This is a genomic window from Flavobacteriales bacterium, from assembly GCA_020635395.1.
Lineage (GTDB): Bacteria > Bacteroidota > Bacteroidia > NS11-12g > UBA9320 > UBA987.
This window is the reverse complement of the sequence record JACJZV010000005.1, coordinates 99,379-118,271: the sequence shown is the minus strand read 5'-3', so window position 1 is coordinate 118,271 and position 18,893 is coordinate 99,379. Positions and strand designations below refer to the sequence as shown.

General features: G+C 38.5%; 19 protein-coding genes. 6 read left to right on the top strand and 13 right to left on the bottom strand.

Annotated features, from left to right (window positions below; translation table 11 throughout):
• The first annotated feature begins 58 nt into the window (after positions 1-58).
• A complete protein-coding gene (locus H6607_13105; GenBank protein MCB9263306.1) occupies positions 59-1,231 on the top strand; it encodes a proline dehydrogenase family protein in 1,173 nt (390 codons plus the stop codon).
• A 245-nt stretch (positions 1,232-1,476) separates the two neighbouring features.
• On the opposite strand, the gene H6607_13100 is transcribed toward H6607_13105, so the two are convergent.
• From H6607_13100 to H6607_13070, 7 genes are all read right to left on the bottom strand, one after another.
• Positions 1,477-2,139, bottom strand: a complete 663-nt coding sequence (locus H6607_13100) for a hypothetical protein (GenBank protein ID MCB9263305.1) — start codon at positions 2,137-2,139, stop codon at positions 1,477-1,479.
• A 41-nt stretch (positions 2,140-2,180) separates the two neighbouring features.
• Positions 2,181-3,011, bottom strand: a complete 831-nt coding sequence (locus tag H6607_13095) for a GntR family transcriptional regulator (GenBank protein MCB9263304.1) — start codon at positions 3,009-3,011, stop codon at positions 2,181-2,183.
• The gene (locus H6607_13090) at positions 3,008-4,087 is read right to left on the bottom strand and encodes a glycosyltransferase family 4 protein (protein MCB9263303.1); all 1,080 of its coding nucleotides are present in this window, start codon (positions 4,085-4,087) and stop codon (positions 3,008-3,010) included. The genes H6607_13095 and H6607_13090 overlap by 4 nt, the downstream gene beginning before the upstream one ends.
• Positions 4,088-4,171: 84 nt before the next feature.
• Positions 4,172-4,987: a 2,3,4,5-tetrahydropyridine-2,6-dicarboxylate N-succinyltransferase gene (locus tag H6607_13085; GenBank protein ID MCB9263302.1), complete on the bottom strand. Its 816-nt coding sequence runs from the start codon at positions 4,985-4,987 to the stop codon at positions 4,172-4,174.
• Positions 4,980-5,939, bottom strand: a complete 960-nt coding sequence (locus tag H6607_13080) for a transketolase family protein (GenBank protein MCB9263301.1) — start codon at positions 5,937-5,939, stop codon at positions 4,980-4,982. Before H6607_13080 ends, H6607_13085 begins: the two co-directional genes overlap by 8 nt.
• An 18-nt stretch (positions 5,940-5,957) precedes the next feature.
• Complete coding sequence (locus H6607_13075) at positions 5,958-7,322, bottom strand: VWA domain-containing protein (GenBank protein MCB9263300.1); 1,365 nt, start codon at positions 7,320-7,322, stop codon at positions 5,958-5,960.
• A 50-nt stretch (positions 7,323-7,372) separates the two neighbouring features.
• Positions 7,373-8,218, bottom strand: a complete 846-nt coding sequence (locus H6607_13070) for a transketolase (GenBank protein ID MCB9263299.1) — start codon at positions 8,216-8,218, stop codon at positions 7,373-7,375.
• A 76-nt stretch (positions 8,219-8,294) separates the two neighbouring features.
• Between H6607_13070 and H6607_13065 the strand changes: the two genes are divergently transcribed.
• A complete protein-coding gene (locus tag H6607_13065) occupies positions 8,295-9,836 on the top strand; it encodes an FAD-binding protein (GenBank protein ID MCB9263298.1) in 1,542 nt (513 codons plus the stop codon).
• A gap of 137 nt (positions 9,837-9,973) precedes the next feature.
• Positions 9,974-11,374, top strand: a complete 1,401-nt coding sequence (locus H6607_13060) for a T9SS type A sorting domain-containing protein (GenBank protein ID MCB9263297.1) — start codon at positions 9,974-9,976, stop codon at positions 11,372-11,374.
• A gap of 26 nt (positions 11,375-11,400) precedes the next feature.
• Here H6607_13060 and H6607_13055 read toward each other — a convergent pair whose 3' ends face one another.
• From H6607_13055 to H6607_13030, 6 genes are read right to left on the bottom strand one after another with little or no spacing between them, the layout of a single operon-like run.
• Complete coding sequence (locus H6607_13055) at positions 11,401-11,913, bottom strand: phosphoribosyltransferase (GenBank protein MCB9263296.1); 513 nt, start codon at positions 11,911-11,913, stop codon at positions 11,401-11,403.
• Positions 11,910-12,530, bottom strand: a complete 621-nt coding sequence (locus tag H6607_13050; GenBank protein ID MCB9263295.1) for a dephospho-CoA kinase — start codon at positions 12,528-12,530, stop codon at positions 11,910-11,912. The genes H6607_13055 and H6607_13050 overlap by 4 nt, the downstream gene beginning before the upstream one ends.
• A 2-nt stretch (positions 12,531-12,532) precedes the next feature.
• Entirely contained in the window at positions 12,533-12,859 is a 327-nt protein-coding gene (gene yajC / locus H6607_13045) for a preprotein translocase subunit YajC (GenBank protein ID MCB9263294.1), read from the bottom strand.
• Positions 12,860-12,873: 14 nt separating this feature from the next.
• On the bottom strand, positions 12,874-13,311 hold the full coding sequence (locus H6607_13040) for a DUF1573 domain-containing protein (GenBank protein ID MCB9263293.1): 438 nt from the start codon (positions 13,309-13,311) through the stop codon (positions 12,874-12,876).
• A gap of 47 nt (positions 13,312-13,358) precedes the next feature.
• Positions 13,359-14,294 (bottom strand): transcription antitermination factor NusB, encoded by a 936-nt coding sequence (nusB, locus tag H6607_13035; protein MCB9263292.1) that lies wholly within the window; start codon positions 14,292-14,294, stop codon positions 13,359-13,361.
• Between the two features lie 41 nt (positions 14,295-14,335).
• Positions 14,336-15,568, bottom strand: a complete 1,233-nt coding sequence (locus H6607_13030) for an alanine dehydrogenase (GenBank protein ID MCB9263291.1) — start codon at positions 15,566-15,568, stop codon at positions 14,336-14,338.
• A gap of 281 nt (positions 15,569-15,849) precedes the next feature.
• Between H6607_13030 and H6607_13025 the strand changes: the two genes are divergently transcribed.
• From H6607_13025 to H6607_13015, 3 genes are read left to right on the top strand one after another with little or no spacing between them, the layout of a single operon-like run.
• Complete coding sequence (locus tag H6607_13025) at positions 15,850-17,046, top strand: transglycosylase SLT domain-containing protein (GenBank protein ID MCB9263290.1); 1,197 nt, start codon at positions 15,850-15,852, stop codon at positions 17,044-17,046.
• 1 nt (position 17,047) lies between these two features.
• Positions 17,048-18,118, top strand: a complete 1,071-nt coding sequence (locus H6607_13020; GenBank protein ID MCB9263289.1) for a DUF4837 family protein — start codon at positions 17,048-17,050, stop codon at positions 18,116-18,118.
• The gene (locus H6607_13015) at positions 18,115-18,687 is read left to right on the top strand and encodes a phosphoribosylglycinamide formyltransferase (protein MCB9263288.1); all 573 of its coding nucleotides are present in this window, start codon (positions 18,115-18,117) and stop codon (positions 18,685-18,687) included. The genes H6607_13020 and H6607_13015 overlap by 4 nt, the downstream gene beginning before the upstream one ends.
• Positions 18,688-18,893 lie beyond the last annotated feature (206 nt).

Sequence of the window (18,893 nt, the reverse complement as noted above, 5' to 3'; positions counted from 1 at the left end):
CCGTCAAAAATCAAATCTTAGACATGCAAATTAATCTATTTTTGCCAAGAGAATATTTATGGCAAATTTATCCTTTGACAATACCGAAGTTGCTTTCAAATACAAATCGCTAAAAGACCTAAAATGGTCAAAATGGTTGTTTGGATTGTTTAATTATCCCACTCTTGTAAAATACGGCCCGGCCTTGGCGGGATGGGCTTTGAGAGCAAAATTGCCAGTGAAAGCTATGGTTAAAAACACCATTTTCAAGCAGTTTTGTGGTGGCGAAACCATTGAAGAATCGGGCAAAACTGCCGATGTTTTGAGTAGTTTTGGTGTGCGTAGTATTTTGGATTATTCGGTGGAAGGTATTGAAGATGAAGCCAATTTTGATGCCAACGTGGAGGAAATAATAAAAACCATTTTGGCCGCCAAAAATGAAGACAAATATCCTTTTGCGGTATTTAAGTGCACGGGCATAGGCAGGTTTGAAATTTTACATAAGGCCTACGAGAAAAAATTAAATTCCGACGAAGAAGCAGAATTTGAAAGATTTAAAAACAGAGTTCGTTTGCTGGGCAAAACCGCAGCCGAAAACGGTGTAAAATTGCTTATAGATGCCGAAGAAACCTGGATTCAGGATGTGATTGATGCATCGGCTATGGAGTTGATGAAACTCTACAACAAAAACGAGGTTTTTATATACAACACACTTCAGATGTATCGGGTAGATAGGCTAAGTTATTTAAAAAAAACAGCTGAGGTTGCAAAGAGTGATGGGTATAAATTGGGCTATAAACTGGTAAGGGGTGCTTACATGGAAAAAGAACGGGAGCGGGCATCGAAATTGAATTATCCAAGCCCTATACAACCAGACAAAGCCACCTGTGATGCCGATTTTAATGCAGCAGTAAAATTTTGTTTTGAAAACCGTGAAACTATTTCGATAATTCTTGGAACACATAATGAGGACAGCAGCAAGCTATTGGCCGAATTGATGTTGAAGAACAATATAAGTATGGATGATAATCGCTTTTGGTTTGGCCAGCTTTATGGCATGAGTGATCACATTACTTTCAATTTGGCAGATAATGGCTTTAATGCCTGCAAATATCTGCCCTACGGTCCCGTTAGTGCTGTGATGCCTTATTTGGGAAGACGGGCAGAAGAAAACAGCAGTATGGGAAAGCAGGTTGGCAGAGAAATGTCGCTAATTATGAAAGAATTAAATCGACGAAAATCGTTAGCTTAAAATATGGCTAAACAAAAAGGAGGTTCGAAAACCCCCTCTTTGTAACCAAAAACTAAAACTGAAATTTAATTTACCACTATTAAACTTGCTATGAACATGTGCAATACAGTGTTCGCTTAATAGAACGATCAAATAGTGCTTTTGGTTGTAAGTTTCATGTCAGATAATTGTCTTTGTTTTGACATCAAATAAAAAGGCCGCTCACAGAGCGACCTCTTTATTCGGAATCTTTTCTAAAAACAAAATCAATTGATGCGATAGTTTATTCCATATCCAATAATATTCGGAGCCCCAGTATTAAATTCAAAGTTTACTCCGAGGTTTTCGATTGGATAAAATCGTGCACCGAAGGCGGTCAATCCTAATAGCGGCCTATTAAGACCAATGCCATTAAAACCTTTTAAATTGGGGTGGTCGGTGTTTATGTTAGTTGTCCATAGAACATACCCCACACGAAGGCCAGAGTATAAATCTACCTTGTCGTTTTTTCCATAATGAATTTTTGGAGTCAAGGCAAAAGCATACCTATTAAAGTGATAATCAATACTTCCGGTTTTGGTTACATTATTATTATCCGTATAGGAATAGTTCATATTTCCTTTCCACGAACCTGTGTAAAAAATTGCACCAAGGCTCCATCTGTCGCTCAATCCATGGTCAATTCCCAAAATTATCTGAGGCCTCGAACTGGATGAAAAGTTACTTATCGATGTGCGACCAAGTAACGTATCTGTGTCAAGAAAACTGGAATCAGCAGCACTTAACGATTTTAAAAGGCCACTAATAATACTGGTTCCAGAGTTTAGTGTAAAGGTCGTTTGATCTTTATGACTTTGCGAAAAAGCGGTTGTTTTTACAAAAGTCACTACCAAAAAGGCAACCAAAAATTTGACGTGTACTATTTTCATAAAATTGATATTTTCTGCAAGTTAAGTGATTATTCTATAGATTAAACACTTTTTATTTTTTGCTCTTCTATGGTTATCAATTTATTCTTATATAACAGTCCCACCGCTTTTTTAAAGTTCTTTTTACTCATTTTGAGTAGGCCGTATATTTCTTCGGGCGACGATTTATCGCCAATGGGCAATACTCCGTTATTCATGTTTAGGGCTTTCAAAATCGTTTCGCTCATTGGTTCAATACCGTCATAGCCTTGTTTCTGAAGACTTATATCCAGTTTGCCATCTTCCCTTATTTTTTTTACAAAGCCTTTGAGTTTTTCGCCAAGTTTCAGAGCAGAAAATATCTCATTGTGATAAAGCAATCCGGAATATTTTTGATTTACTATTGCTTTAAAACCCAAATCAGTTTTTTCGGAAATCAGAATGTCAACTTCTTGATTTTCTGATAATTCTGTAATTTCTTTCGTGGTAAATTTATTGGTTTTGCACGATGCCACCATCCGGTTACTTGCATTGTCGGTATAAACATAGACCAAAACCTGTTGCCCCCTTTCCAATCGGCGGTTCTGTTCTCTATACGGCACCAAAATATCCTTTTCCAGGCCAATATCCAAAAATGAACCAATCGGAGAAACATCGTTTACGGTTAAAAAAGCAAATTCGCCCGAAACGGCTTTAGGAATAAGTGTGGTTGCAATGGGTCTGTCTTCGCTGTCTTTGTAAATAAATACATTTATTCGGTCATCTATCTCGGTGTTTTCAGGAATGTATTTGTTGGGTAGCAAAATTTCATCGCCCAAGTTGTTTCCCAAAAAACATCCTACCGAAGTTTTTCTTAAAACGGTCATTATGTGGTATGTTCCAACTTCTATCATAAAACTGATTTATACATTGTAATGTATTGATTCAAAATGTGTTGATGGTTAAATTTTTTGAGTTGTTCAGGAATTTTTGATGTTATAAGGTTCCTTTCTTCAGCCTGAAAAACCGTTTCGATGGCTTCGGCAATTTCTTCGGTGTTGTGTGCATCAAAATAAAGTGAAGCATTCCCCCCAATTTCGGCCATACTGCTATTTTTTGTGGTCAGCACAGGAGTGCCGCCCGCCATGCTTTCCAAAACCGGAATGCCAAAACCCTCGTATTCGCTGGGGAAAATGCTGGCATAAGCCGCCTGATAAAAGTAGGGTAAGTCTTCGGTTGGGATGGTTGTAAATATCTGGCACTTTTTGTTCAATTCATTTTTCTTAATGAATTGATTTACAGAATCATAACTATCACCATGTTTGCCCACAAGTACTAAGGGTATATCTATATTTTTATCAACAATGGCTTTCAATATGGAAAGATGATTTTTTCTTTTTTCAAATTTGCTAACAATCAGCAAAAATTGGTTGGGCATATTGTATCTTAACCTAAACTTTGCCAGTTCATCATCGGTTTTTTTTGAGTAGAAAATTGGGTTACAATCGAAATGAAGGACTTCTGTTTTTGACGTTTCAAACAAGAAAAATCGATTCAAATCATTTGCAGTAACTTGGCTAACACAAACAATTTTGTCGGCATTTTCAACCGCTTTTTGTGTTTTGTATTTGTAAATTTTTCGGTCGATGAAAGGATAATACTGTGGGTATCTCAAAAAAATGAGGTCATGAATAGTTACCACGGTTTTTGTTTTTTTAAACCTTTTTAAAGGCAATTCGGCACTTAATCCATGATAGATGTCTAAATTTTCATCTTTAAATTGATTGATAATGCCCCATTGTCGCCAAAAGGGTTGAAAACCCTGTGGAGTAACAATATTCTCTACTGACAGAGCTGGAGATTTTGGCGAAAAAAGTAGATAATCGTTTTCCGGAAAATGATGTTTCAAGCCATCAATCAACATTCGTGAGTAGTTGCCCAATCCAGTTTGGTTAAAAAAATACCGTTTTGCATCAAAACCAATTCTCACGGGTCAAAGATAGTAGATTAGTTGCCTCTGAGTCTTAGTTTCTCAAAGGCAATAACAAAGTCTTCTAAAATCAGCTTTTAAAACCTACACATTCACGTCAAAATCGCGAAGTGCCGAATTTAAACTCGTTTTTTTGTCGGTGCTTTCTTTTCGTTTTCCGATAATGAGTGCAACGGGAACTTGAAATTCTCCGGCAGGAAATTTTTTAGTAATACTGCCTGGAATAACCACTGAACGCTCGGGTACTCTGCCCCTATATTCAATAGGTTCGCTACCCGATACATCAACTATTTTGGTACTCATCGTCAACGTAACTCCGGCACCTATTACCGCCTCTTTTTCAACGTGAACGCCTTCCACAACTATGCACCGAGAACCCAAAAAACAGTTGTCTTCAACTATTACTGGAGCAGCCTGCACGGGTTCTAAAACCCCACCAATGCCCACGCCACCGCTTAAATGTACGTTTTTGCCTATTTGAGCACAACTACCTACGGTAGCCCACGTATCTACCATTGTTCCGCTATCTACGTAGGCTCCAATGTTTACATAGCTTGGCATCAAAACTACTCCGGGAGCTATGTAGCTTCCGTAGCGAGAAACGGCATGTGGCACCACCCGTATGCCCAATTCCTTGTAATTTCTTTTGAGTTCCATTTTGTCGTAAAACTCTAATGGGCCAGCGTTTGACACTTCCATTTTTTGAATGGGGAAATACATTATTACGGCTTTTTTTACCCAATCATTCACCACCCAACCGTTGTCGGTTGGTGCGGCGGTTCGCAGTTTTCCGCTGTCTAAATCAGCGATAATTGACCGAATTAATTCTTCACTTTTGGGGTCTTTTAGCAGATCTCTGTTGTCCCAAATCTGCTCTATCAGTTCTTTTCTACTATCCATTTTTTCTTTCTAAAACTCGTTCTACTGCATCTATTATGTTGATTGTATCCAATCCATATTTAACCAACAATTGTTCGGGTGTGCCGCTCTCTCCAAATTGGTCATTCACCGCCACCATTTCTACTGGAGTTGGGTTATGACGTGAAAGCAATTGACAAACGGAATCGCCCAATCCGCCGTTCATTTGGTGTTCTTCTGCCGTTACAACACATCTTGTTTTGGCCACCGAGTCAAGAATTGCCTTGTTGTCTAATGGTTTTATGGTGTGAATATTTATTAAATCAACGGAAATGCCTCTGTTGGAAAGGGCTTGTGCAGCTTCAATAGATTTCCATACCAAATGTCCGGTGGCAATAATGGTCACATCGCTTCCATCCTGAATTTTCCATGCCTTACCGATTTCAAATTTTTGATTGGCATCTGTAAATACCGGCCATTTTGGTCGGCCAAAACGTAAATAAACAGGTCCATGATAGTCGGCTATGGCAACGGTAGCAGCCTTGGTTTGGTTGTAATCGCACGGATTGATAACCACCATGTTTGGCAGCATTTTCATTAAACCTAAATCTTCCAAAATTTGATGAGTGGCACCATCTTCGCCGAGGGTTAGCCCTGCATGTGAGGCACATATTTTTACATTGGTGTGCGAGTATGCCACCGATTGTCTGATTTGGTCATACACTCTTCCGGTTGAAAAATTGGCAAAAGTGCCTGTGAAGGGAATTTTTCCGCCAATGGCCAAGCCGGCAGCCATTCCAATCATGTTGGCTTCGGCTATGCCAGTTTGAAAAAAACGATTTGGAAATTCTTTTTTAAAAGCATCCATTTTTAATGAACCCGTTAGGTCGGCACACAAAGCCACCACATTGGGGTTGCTTTTTCCCACCTCCAACAGGCCTGCACCAAAGCCGGAGCGGGTATCTTTCATTTCTAAATTTTCAGTTTTAACCATTTTTCTTTTTTTTTTTGACTACAAGTGTATGTTTGACACGGTGCCCGAATTTATTATGAATCCAATATCGCGGGTGTTGATGGTATTATAATCGTCTTTTTCTCTAAAAACAATGGAGTAGTTGCCCGGTTGCAAATATATCTGCTGATTTGCCCCGTCAAGATTTAGATTGCAAACCCATTCAAGTTTATCTCCGTTTTTCACATAAATATCTCCCCAAAATTTTTGTCGGGTTATAATATTTACACTACCCGGTTGAGGAATTTCAATTTTGGTTTTTTTTGATTGTTTTATCGGTACGTTGTTTTGATGGATTCTGGGCAAGGTAAGTATTTCAAGGTCATAGTTGCCAGTAATGTAGGGTTCTTTGGTGTTAAATTCTTGCACATGAACCAACTCTTTGGTTCCCGTTTTATAAACCAATGTTTGTAATGATTTGTATCCCGAACGGCCACCCACCAATAGCTCTAAGCTCCCTTGCGGTGCATCCATCGTAATAATGTTATGCTGACCGGGAACAAGTGAAACATCTTTTTTTCTGACTTCAGGAATGGTATGAACAACAATTTCGTAGTCGCGGGCAGGGTCTATATAAATAGTATCAGGCATTCCTTCTTTATTTAAAGAATGAACAAAGTTGTTGACTAAAATGCCGCTGTGAGCATCTAACAATGAGATATTTACGTCGGTTTCGGTCGGAGCACCATACGTGTCCAATAGGTTTATTTGGCAGGTAGTATTGTTCAAGGCCTGAGATACGACAATGCCCAAGGCTTTCTCAAATGCACCTTCGGTAGAGGCTTCAAAATATTTTCCGACACATTCAAATTGGGTTCTAAAATTTTTATCCAAACCTACCCCAATGATAAAGGGTTTTAATATAACTCCTTGTTTTTGAAGTGCTTGAGATACTGCACATGGGTCTCCATTACATTCTTCAATGCCATCGGTTATTAAAATAATAATATTTCTACAACCTGTTGTTGTTGGAAAATCGTATGCTGCCTGCTGCAAAGAGTAGGCTATTAGGGTGGTTCCTCGCGGGCTAATAGTGGCAATGTTGTCTTTGATGGCTTGATGGTTTTTGGCCGAAAAAGGCACCTCTAATTTGGTGTCTTTGCAATCTTGAACCGTTTTGCTGTTTTGATGACCATACACTCTAAGTGCAATCTCCACATTATTAATGTTCTCAAGACTGTCCACCATTTTGGTAAGTAAATGTTTTGCAACATCCATTCGGGTGTCTTCCTCGCCCATTTTGTTGAACATACTGAAGGATGCATCCACCACAAACAATATGCGTGTTTTTGTTGATGTATTTTGCCCAAAGCCTTTATTATTAGATACAAGCAGGGCAAAACATATTATTAAAATATGCTTCATTGTGTGCCTATAACCAATAATTTGTTTCAAATAGTATGCCTAAGCCAAAATTAATAGTCTCCCAATGTTTCCGGATTTTGGTTTAATGCACTGGCAAGTTGTTCATTATTTGGTGCAATTCCATGCCATTCGTGCGAGCCCATCATAAAATCAACGCCATTGCCCATCTCGGTTTTCATAATAATAGCTACGGGTTTGCCATTAGCCGATTTTTCTTTTGCCAGTGTCAATCCTCGCTGCACATCTTCCACATCATTGCCATTCATGGTCAGGGTTTGCCAGCCAAATGATTCAAATTTGTTTTTTAAATCATCAAAACCCATAATGTCGGTGGTGCTTCCGTCTATTTGTTGTTTATTAAAATCAACTGTGGCAATTAGGTTATTCACGTTGTAATGACCGGCATACATAATGGCTTCCCAATTTTGACCTTCCTGCAATTCTCCATCGCCCATTAGTGCATATACAAAATGACTGTCGTTATTCAATTTTTTTGATTGAGCAATGCCCACCGCCACAGACAAGCCCTGTCCCAATGAGCCAGTGGCTATTCTAATGCCGGGCAACCCTTCTTCGGTGGCCGGATGCCCTTGCAATCTCGAATCCAGTTTTCTGAAAGTACCCAATTCATTTTTGTCGAAATAGCCCGCGTGAGCTAACGTGGAGTAAAATACCGGAGAAATATGCCCATTGCTCAAAATAAAAACATCTTCGTTTTTTCCATCTTTGTTAAAAGGCATGGCACTGTAATCCATGATATTATGATACAAAACGGTTAAAAACTCGGCACAACCCAATGAACCGCCAGGGTGGCCAGACTGAACGCCATGAACCATTCTAACAATGTCTCTTCTAACTTGGCTAACGATTTCTTTGAGTTGTTGTGCTGATTTCACTGTAATAGATTTGATTGCAAAGGTGCTGATTATATTTATTTAATCGAATATTTGTGGATAGTTATTGGAAAAATCATTGGACGAAAAATTATTGGAAATTACACTGTTGCCCGAACAGGCAGATGGGGTAGAATATTTAGAAAAGGAGATTTGTAAAAAACTGAAAATCAATTCGATAAATGAAATATGTTATCGCATTGAACGCAAATCGCTTGATGCTCGGAAAAAACCAATTGTTTTTACCTACAGGGTTTGGATAGGCTCAAAACAACAAATAACGTCTAATGAAAAACCTTTTAAACCCCTATTAAAAAAACAAAGTAAAACGGCTATTGTGGTTGGATTTGGCTCAGCCGGAATGTTTGCCGCACTTCAATTAATTGCCCAGGGAATAACCCCTTTAGTGATAGAAAGAGGCAAAAAGGTTCGGGAAAGACGACGTGATTTGGCTGCCATTTTTAAAGAAAGAACCATAAACGAAGAAAGTAATTATTGTTTTGGTGAAGGTGGGGCAGGCACATTTAGTGATGGAAAGCTATACACACGAAGCAAAAAAAGGGGCGATATACAGGAGATACTTCAAACTCTGGTAAACCACGGAGCAAAACCCGAAATTTTGTATGAAGCACATCCGCATATTGGCACCAACAAGTTGCCTCAAATCGTTGAAAATATCAGAAAAACCATCGAAAACAATGGAGGACAAGTGCTTTTTGAAACCAAACTCATAAAACTTGAAATTGAGAAAAATCAGGTAAAGGGCATTCATACCAACAAAGGCTTTTTTGCTTCCGACCACGTTATTTTGGCAACCGGTCACTCGGCACGCGATATTTTTGAGATGCTTTATGCTCAAAAAATTGCTATCGAGTCAAAACCATTTGCATTAGGCGTTCGGATAGAACATCCTCAAAATCAAATTGATGGCATACAATATAAGTGCGAAACAAGGGGAATGTATTTGCCCCCAAGCAGTTATTCGTTGGTTACTCAAGCACAGGGTAGGGGAGTGTTTTCATTTTGTATGTGTCCGGGAGGTATCATAGCTCCCGCCATGACCGCACAGCAGGAGGTGGTGGTAAATGGATGGTCACCCAGCAAACGCAATGGAAAGTTTGCAAATAGCGGCTTTGTTACAGAGATAAGACCCGAGGATTGGGCAAAATTTGGCTCAGAAAATCCGTTGGCGGCCATGCATTTTCAACAAGAAATAGAACGACATGCGTATCGTTTTGGTGGAGAAAATTTAAAAGCTCCGGCACAACGTGTGGCTGATTTTGTGAATGGTATTGTATCAAAAGATATTCAGGAAAACAGCTATCAATTGGGAGTTCAATCAACAGATTTGCGAGAAGTTTTGCCAACATTTGTTCACCAACGATTGCGGGAAGCCATCATTCATTTCGGAAAACGTATGAAAGGATTTAATAGCAATGCAGGAGTTTTGGTGGGTGTTGAGTCGAGAACATCCTCACCGGTGCGTATTCCACGCAACCGCGAAACATTGCAACATCCTGATATTAAAGGCTTTTATCCATGTGGAGAAGGTGCGGGTTATGCGGGAGGCATTATGTCGGCAGCATTGGATGGTGTGGCTTGTGCAAGAGCGGTTGGGTAGTTTTGTCAAAAAATCAGAAGGTCGTCATTTATCTGTCAGCGGTCAAAAGTTTGACAATTTAATCTTCTTAAATTCTGTTTTAATCACAACATTTGAATGTCGTTTAACAAAATTTTGTCGTTTTAAAATTTAATTCTATGAAAAAAGTCATTTTAATTTTCGTTTTATTTTTATCAATTCAATCTTTCGCTCAAAATGCTCCAAACCAATTACTTACAGTCCATGAATGGGGTACGTTCACTGCTCGCTACGACCATTTGAGCAGGCCCTATTTGAATGTACATAAAACTGTGGACGAACCAGTACCTGCCTTTGTTTATCATCTTGATTTTGATAGCACATATTATAATGGTTATCCGGGATATGAGAAAACGCAATATTATTTTAGGGGTTTTTTAAAAATAGATGATTTGGTTTCTTCCATCAAAATGGAAACGCCCGTACTTTATTTTTACTGCTCAAAAGGAGTTGAGAATTTGGGGGTTAGCGTAAAATTTAAAACCGGAAGCATTTCAGAATTTTATCCAAAACCTGTTAAGCAAGAAGATACATCTTTGTTTAGATCAAATGTAGGGTTTAATTCTCAAGAACAAACGGTGCTTTCTTTTCGCAAATACAATGGTTTTGCATCGTGGAATATTGACGTGTTACCCCCTCGAGATATAACACCACTAAGTCATTCTGACGATTCGGTTCCAAATATGTGGCTGGCTCCGAGGAAAACAAATTCAAATCTTATCAAATCGAACGGAGAGGTGGAAAAATATATATTTTATCGTGGTTTGGGCGGTTTCGACAATCCCGTAATTCCCAGATATACAGACCAAGGAAATTTGCTTGTAACCAACAATACAGACTCTATTCCCTATGCACTTGTTTACGAAAAAACAAAGGAGGGCAAAATTTACATTTGGGGTGTAAAATCATTACCACAGAATAAGTCAATCTTTTTTGAACGAAGTACTTTTGCCATTACCGAAGCAGAATGGAATGAAAAATATAGGAAGCAGTTTGTTAATTATTTGGTGGATGCGGGCCTTTACGAAGACGAGGCATTGGCAATGCTAAACACGTGGGATGCGAGTTATTTTGGCAAATCCGGTCTCAAAATATTTTGGATTGTACCTCGCAATTTTACCGATACTATTTTGCCAATAGAATTTTCTAAACCCGTTGCCAATCTTGAACGGGTTATGATTGGTCGCACAGAAATTGATGAATACAATAAATTTGACAATGGCTTCATGGTTTCCGATTTAAAAGCTCGTCAAACCGAAGAATGGAATGAAAATCAAAATTTTCAGTTTTTTCCGAATCCTGCCAGCAAAGTCATTTCGCTCAAATCCGATTATTTTCTTCCCCAAATTGTGGAAGTTGAGATTTTAGACTTTTCAGGAAATTTAATTCGAACAGAGAGTGTTAGGCTGTTGCCAGCTTTTTCAACCCAAATAAATGTGGGTGATTTGGAAACTGGAATGTACCTTTTTAGGGTAAAAGATAAATCGGAATCAACCCGAATTTTTGTTACCAAAGAATAGTCTATTTGAGTCAGTTTAAACCTACCTTAACTCAAATAAACTGCCATATCACCTTTTTTGTTTTGCTCAAAACTGATATGTTCTTGAAGCGTAGTGGCCAGCGATATGCCTACAAAATCGGCTTTTACCGGGAAGTTGGTATGATCTCTGTTTGCCAAAACCGCCGTTTGCAGGGTCGATGGGTTTTGTGCCAAAATGGGCAAAGTGCCATACATCAGTGTTTTGCCGCTATTCAGCACATCATCAACCAATATCACAGCATTATTTTCAATATCAGCAGGGCATGTAAGTTTAATTTTGTCAATAGAAGGACTGTCTTTGCTCAATTTTATGGTGCCGGAAACAATGCTCAGTTTTGATATTTTCTGTAATTCTTTTGAGAGTAATTGGCCAATAATCACCCCTTTTTGCTCAATGCCTATTATTATGATTTGGGTGGCATTGTAGTTTTTTTCAAGAATTTGCCAAGCCATTCGGTTAATTTTTATCTCGATTTCCGAGTGTGTAAGAATCAGATTTTTTTGTTTCGAAACTGTCATACAGCCACTTGTTTAACCTCCTCCAGAAAAAGAGCGTGTAGTTTTAAAACCTGTTTTATTAATGAAAAACTGCTCGAGTTTTTAATTACAAAATCGGCGTGTTTCAGACGCTCTTTGTCGCTCAGTTGGTTTTCTATGCGTTTCAAAACTTCTTCACGTCTTAGGTTGTCTCTTTTGGTAATTCTGTCCAATCGCACGTCAATAGGGCTGGTAACCACAATCAATTTATCCAAATTTTTGTAGCTTTGAGCTTCAATAAGCAATGCAGCTTCTTTTATGGAGTATGGATGGCCGGCTTCCTCCTGTTTTTTCGACCAGTTTTCATAATCGTTAAAAACTGCAGGATGCACAATCTGGTTCAGAATTTTGAGCTGAGCCGGATTGTTAAAAACCAATTTTGATAGGTAGGCCCTATCTAATTCACCCTCTTTATTGTATGCATCCCATCCAAATGCCAATCGGATGTTTTTTTTAAGGGTTTCATCCTCATGCATTAATTGTTTGGCACGATTATCGGCATTGTAAACGGGTATTCCCAAATGAGAAAAAATGTTGCAAACGGTTGATTTTCCTGAACCGATGCCACCTGTTATGCCAATTTTTAAATAATTTATCAAAATTATTTTGTGGGTTTCTCGCCATTCAAAGCCATAGAGGCCTCCATAGAAACAGCAGATTTATCAATTCTAAGTTTTCCCCCATCTTCCACTTCAATAATAAAAGTGGTTTCTTTTATCTCAGATATTTTGCCATGAATGCCTCCGCTGGTAATCACTTTATACCCTTTTTTCAATTCCTCGCGGTAGGCTTGTTGCAATTTGTTTTTTTTCATTTGTGGACGTATCATAAAAAAATACATCACCAAAAACATAGCACCCAGCATAACCATCATGCTGAATCCACCACCTCCGCCGGCAGCATTGCCCTGCAATAAAACTATATCCATTTATTTTTTTTTTATTATTCTGAAACCTCAGCACTAAAACTCAATTCTGTTCTTGGTGGGTTGGTGTTGGCCACAACGGTTACTGTTTTGTGTTGCGAACCGCTTTTGTTTTCGCTGTTAAATTCTAAGGTAACAAAGCCTGATTCACCTGGAGCAATCGGCTCCTTGCTGTATTCGGTGGCTGTGCAGCCACACGATACCTGAACATTCCCAATAACCAATTCTTTATTTCCAACATTCTTAAATCGGTATTTCCAATTTACTTTCGAACCTTGTGTGATGTTGCCAAAATCGTGGTGGGTTTCTACCCACTCAAACTGAGCCTCCGCATTTTGAGCATTGGGGTTTGATGCCGTCTTGTTATTTTCGGTAATGTCGCTGTTGCTTTTTGTGCAGCCAATCATAGCTGTCACTATTAAACCTAAAACAAAGAGAATTGTCCTGTTTTTCATCTGAAAATTGTTTAAAAATACGCTGGCAAAATTAGAAATTTTGATACTTATCCAACCATGCCGCGGCCTTTTTTTATCAATCTATTTTCGGCTTTTAGCTGCTTTTGCAGTTTGTCTAAAATGCCATTAACAAACTTGCTGCTTTGTGGAGTGCTGTATTCTTTGGCAAGCTCCAAATATTCGTTCATGGTTACTTTTATGGGGATGTATGGAAAATCCACAAACTCTGTAAGTGCCATGGTCATAAGCACCATGTCGGTTTTGGCAATCCTATCTTTATCCCATTTTGCTGCCGATGAGGCAATCATGTTTTCAAATTCGGCGGTGTTCCTCACTGATTTATCAAACAATTGTTCGGCAAATTCCCAATCTGTCTCATCGTCTTTTGATGGCACTCTGGCTTTTTTACCTCGACAAAGGTCTTTTACATAGCTTTTTACCGCTTTTTTGATTGCATCTTTTTCATCTTCCCAAAGCATATCTATCTCTTCCATTTGATGATTGAATTCTTCCATCTCGTCAATCACAAATTCATAGATAGATATCAATGCAGCTTGTGCTTCTTCTTCAGTTAGTTCTGTTTTCGATAAAAACTCGGCAAATCGCTCATCTGCTCTAATTTTTCTGTACGTATTTCTGAGCAATTCGTCTTGCGTTTCCCATTTGTAGTTTGGTCGTGCCAAATGCGATGCAACTTCTTCGTTTTGAACAATTTTTTCATACAAGCCATTAAAATTTAAGGCTTTATATGCACTTATATCTTCCGCTTTTGGCAAATACATAGTATCGCTCGGGTCGAGTTTTGTTCGTATAAAATGGATTAACTCTAACGGAAACAAAACGACTGTAAAAAAGTTGTTATCAATGCTTCTGATAGAATTTTTGAGATAGGATTTTGCTTTGTTCATGCTACCTGTTTCATCTTGCAAATGGGCATAAACTACCTGAAAAACTTTGATACGAATAAGTCGTCTGTTGAGCATACTTTTTTAAAGGGGTGCAAAAATAGGTTTTTAGGCCAAAGCTATGCGTTGCCCGAAAACAAAAAGTCTATTTCTTGTGATTTTAATCCAAATCGGTCGCCCAAATTGTTGTTTGTTAAGCTACCTTTATACATATACACTCCTTTTCTAAGGCCTTTATCGGCCCAAATATAACTGTAGAAGCCACCTTCGTTGGCAATTTCAATAATCAATGGTGCCAAAATATTGCTGAGAGCATAGCTTGCGGTGCGACTCACTCTGGAGGCAATGTTTGGCACACAGTAGTGCAAAACATCATGTTTCATAAATGTCGGATTTTCGTGATTTCTTATCTCGCTGGTTTCAAAACAGCCGCCCTGGTCAATCGACACATCGACAATCAACGAATGTGGTTTCATTTTTTGCACCATTGTTTCGGAAACTACAATGGGGCTGCGGCCTGCACCGCTTCGCAATGCACCAATGGCCACATCGCATTGCGAAAGTGCTTTTTGCAAAATATGCGGCAATAAGGTGGATGAGTTCAACCTTCTACCAATAGATGCCTCTAAGCGGCGGAGCCTGTGTAGCGAGTTGTCGAAAACGGTTACGTGTGCCCCGAGGCCAAGGGCGGCTCTAACCGCATATTCGCCCACCGAGCCGGCTCCAATTATTACTACATCTGTAGGTGGTATGCCGGGTATTCCGCCAATAAGTTCTCCTTTGCCATTGGTGGCAGAGTTGCTCATCAAATATTCTGCAGCTATTAAAACAGAGGCACGTCCGGCAATTTCGCTCATAGCCCTTATTATGGGCAATGTGCCAGCATCATCTCTAAAAAATTCGTAGGCAACTGCCGTAATTTTTTTTCGAGAGAGATGCAGAAGTGTTTCTTTTTTTAAATCGGCCAATTGAAGTGCAGAAACCAATATCTGTCCGGGTTTCATCATTTCAATTTCTTCCGAAGTGGGTGGTGCCACTTTCAAAACAATATCTCCGCTAAAGGCCGACTCGCGGTCATATACAATTTGGCCGCCAAGATTGCTGTATTCAATGTCCGAAAAATTGGCTTTTTCACCCGAACCTATTTCAATTTTTACCTCGTGTCCGTTATTTACCAACAATTCTACCGATAATGGAGAAAGTGATATTCTACGCTCTTGGTAGGTTATTTCTTTGGGTACCGAAATGCACAGTCGATTGTTTTTTAGATGCTGATGTTGAAGTTTTTCCTGAGGCTGCAGGCTGGCCTGTTTTGCCAAATCGGACAGTGTTTTTTTTGAAAATTCTTCCATACTTCTCCTTGTCTCAATACAATTTTTAGGTGCAAAAACACATATTATCTCACCGATAGTGGTTGATGGATTCAAATGTACATTAACCAATCGGAAAATAAGTGGTTGGTTTGTGCATGTGCATAAAATTTTAGTGTTTTAGGCACCAAACATTGACAGCAGTGCAAACCTTGAATCAAAAAAAAATCAAACTTTTCTTGTCTATAAATGTGTTCGTTTGTAGAAAAAATTATTTTCGCCGTTCGCAATTATTATGCTATTTGGACGTTCAAAAAATATTTATGGAAGGTTTGAGAAAAATACTTTTGATTTCTGTTGGTTTTGTGTTTGGCAGCATCACGTTGTTTGCCGAAAATGAGGTAGAAAAATCTGATTCGGCAAGTAGTGTGGAGGTTGTTCCTACACAATCGGAAGGACAGTCTATACAAGAAACTCAAAGATATTTCAGCACCGAAATCACCCTATTTGATGACAACAAAATTCCTGTTGACAGTTCCTTATTTTTTAGTCATGTAAGTACATTGGAGTTTCAAATACCACTTGATTTTAATAGTGAAGTGAAACGATATATTGATTATTTTGGAACAAGCTGGCAAACCAAATTGAAAGAAATGATACACCTTAGCGAGTATTATTTTCCGATATACGAAACCGTTTTTGATAAATACAACTTGCCACTCGAACTAAAATATGTTAGTGTTATAGAAAGTGCATTAAATCCTTATGCGGTTTCACGCAGTGGTGCAGTGGGTTTGTGGCAATTTATGCCCTATACCGGAAAGATTTATGACCTTCAAATTGACAGATATCAAGACGAACGACGAGATGTGGAAAAAAGCACCGAAGCGGCTGCCGGATATTTTAGCGATATGTCTAAACGATTTGATGATTGGTTGGTGGTGATAGCCAGCTACAATTGTGGCCCAGGCAATATCAACAAAGCCATAAACAGAGCCGGCGGCAAAACCGGATTTTGGGAAATTTATCCATATTTACCAAGCCAAACACAGCACTATATTCCTTCTTTTATTGCAGTAGCTTATTTGATGAATTTTTATGAGCATTATGGCATATTCCCGGCTTGGGTAGAGCAACCCCAAAGCGATGTTTTAAAGGTTTCGTGCACGCCAGATTATAATTTGCAAGCCATCTCTGATTTGATTGGCATTTCAATAGAGGACATCAGAAAACTGAATCCGGCTTTAAAAACAGATAATATTCCGGCAAACGTTGCGAATATGGAATTGGCTTTACCAACAGATAAGGCTTTGGTTTTTTGGGAGAAAGAGGGAGAAATTTTGACTTTGAGCGAAACGTACAAACCTCAATTAAGCGAAGTAGAATACATCGTAAAACGAGGTGATTCATTGCCCGCCATTGCCAATAAAAATGGTTGTTCGATTGATGAAATAAAGGAGTGGAATGATTTAAAATCAAATACTATTCATCCTGGAAATAAACTGAAATTGTATCTGTAAAATGAATAAAGGTGCAGTTGTTTTTTTACTCATTTTGTTTTTTTGGTCGTGCGAAAAGAAAGAAGATACCTTCTATGGTCTTCCGTCTGCCTACGGCAATATTGGCGAATTAGCCGTTATATCTGATGATAGCGTAATAATTGCAACCTCAACCACACTCGAGTCTGTTTTTCAAAAATCTATTGAGGGACTTCCGACTCATTTGCCAATTTTTCGATTAAACATTAAGCCTTTGAGCGAAGCCAACAATATGCACCTGAGAAACTATAATTTGTGCGTATTGTTTGATGCTTCCAAACCCGAGGTGTATAAAGATTTGTTTGGAGATAGCGTGGTTTTATCCTTTCAAAAAAAGTTAAAAGAGGGCAAACAGATATTGCTTTATAAAGACTTATTCGCCACTCCGCAAAATGTTATTTTGGTTATTGGCAATAATTCTTCCGAAATAAAATCTTTGCTCGAAAAACATCAGAATCAATTAATTGATTATGCAAAAGAATCAAACCGAATCAATACAAGGAAAGAAATTTATGGGGGAGGGGTGAATAAAAATCTACTTTTAGATTCGATGCTAAAAGTGTATGGATATGGCATTGCTAGACCAGGAGGATATAGAAAGAGTATAATAGAGACCGATAGTTTTTATGGTTTCGGAAAATATCCAAACGAGGTTTGGCAGGGTTTTTACATTTATAGCGAAGATTTTAAAGATTCATCACAGCTTAAACAAAGTGCTATTATATCTCGAAGAAACCGTGTACTGAAGGAGAAAGTGCAACAAGCGGGCAATGGCATTGATGGCGGAGTAGCCTATATGGGTACCGACGAAAAAAATGTTGTTGTGTCATCATCTGTCAAGACTATAAATGGACTATATACCGTTGAAACTCGCGGCTGGTGGGAAATGGTAAACGGCATTATGGGCGGCCCCTTTGTTAGTTATACCTATTTGTGTCCGAAGATTAACAAAATTGTAACAGTTGATTGTATCGTTTTTGCACCAGACGGAAAATTTGGTTCATATTTGAGGGAGGCAGAAATAATAGCCACTACATTTGCCGAAAAAAAATGAAAATTAGATTAGGCATTTTTGCCAGCGGCAATGGTTCAAACGCTATTAATTTGAATCGATATTTTCAAAACCATTCACATATTGAGGTTTCAAAAATTTATTGCAACAATCCGGTGGCTGGTGTCATTACCAAATCTTTTTCAAACGATATACCATGTCATATTTTTACCAAAAGTCAATTACAAAATGATTCATTGTTGGAGCAACTGATATATGATCGAATAGACGTGATTGTGCTTGCCGGATTTTTATGGCTTATACCTAGTGCTTTTGTAAAACAATTTCCAGATAAAATTATTAATATCCATCCTGCTTTGTTGCCCAAATTTGGTGGAAAAGGCATGTATGGAATGCGGGTGCATGAAGCCGTGATAGACGGAGGAGAAAAGCAATCGGGTATTACTATTCACAAGGTGGATGATAAGTATGACAATGGTGATATGCTTTTTCAGGCACATTGCACCGTTGACGCGGATGACACGGCTGATTCATTAGCCCAAAAAATACATCTCTTAGAATACGAACACTTTCCGAAGGTGGTGGAAGAATATTGTCTTCGTATGGTTTGATTTTGCCCAATTGCAGCCGTCTCTTTCAAAAGAGCTTCATGAACTATGTCATGCAAAAAACTAATTTGTATCAGTTCTAAATAATTGCTTAGATTTACATGGGGAAAACAAAAACTTTATTCTTTTTAAAAAGAAAGTATTTTTGCCCAAACTTAAAAACAGGTAAGTTTAATGTCATAAAGGCATTTAATCTGTTGAGAATTAAA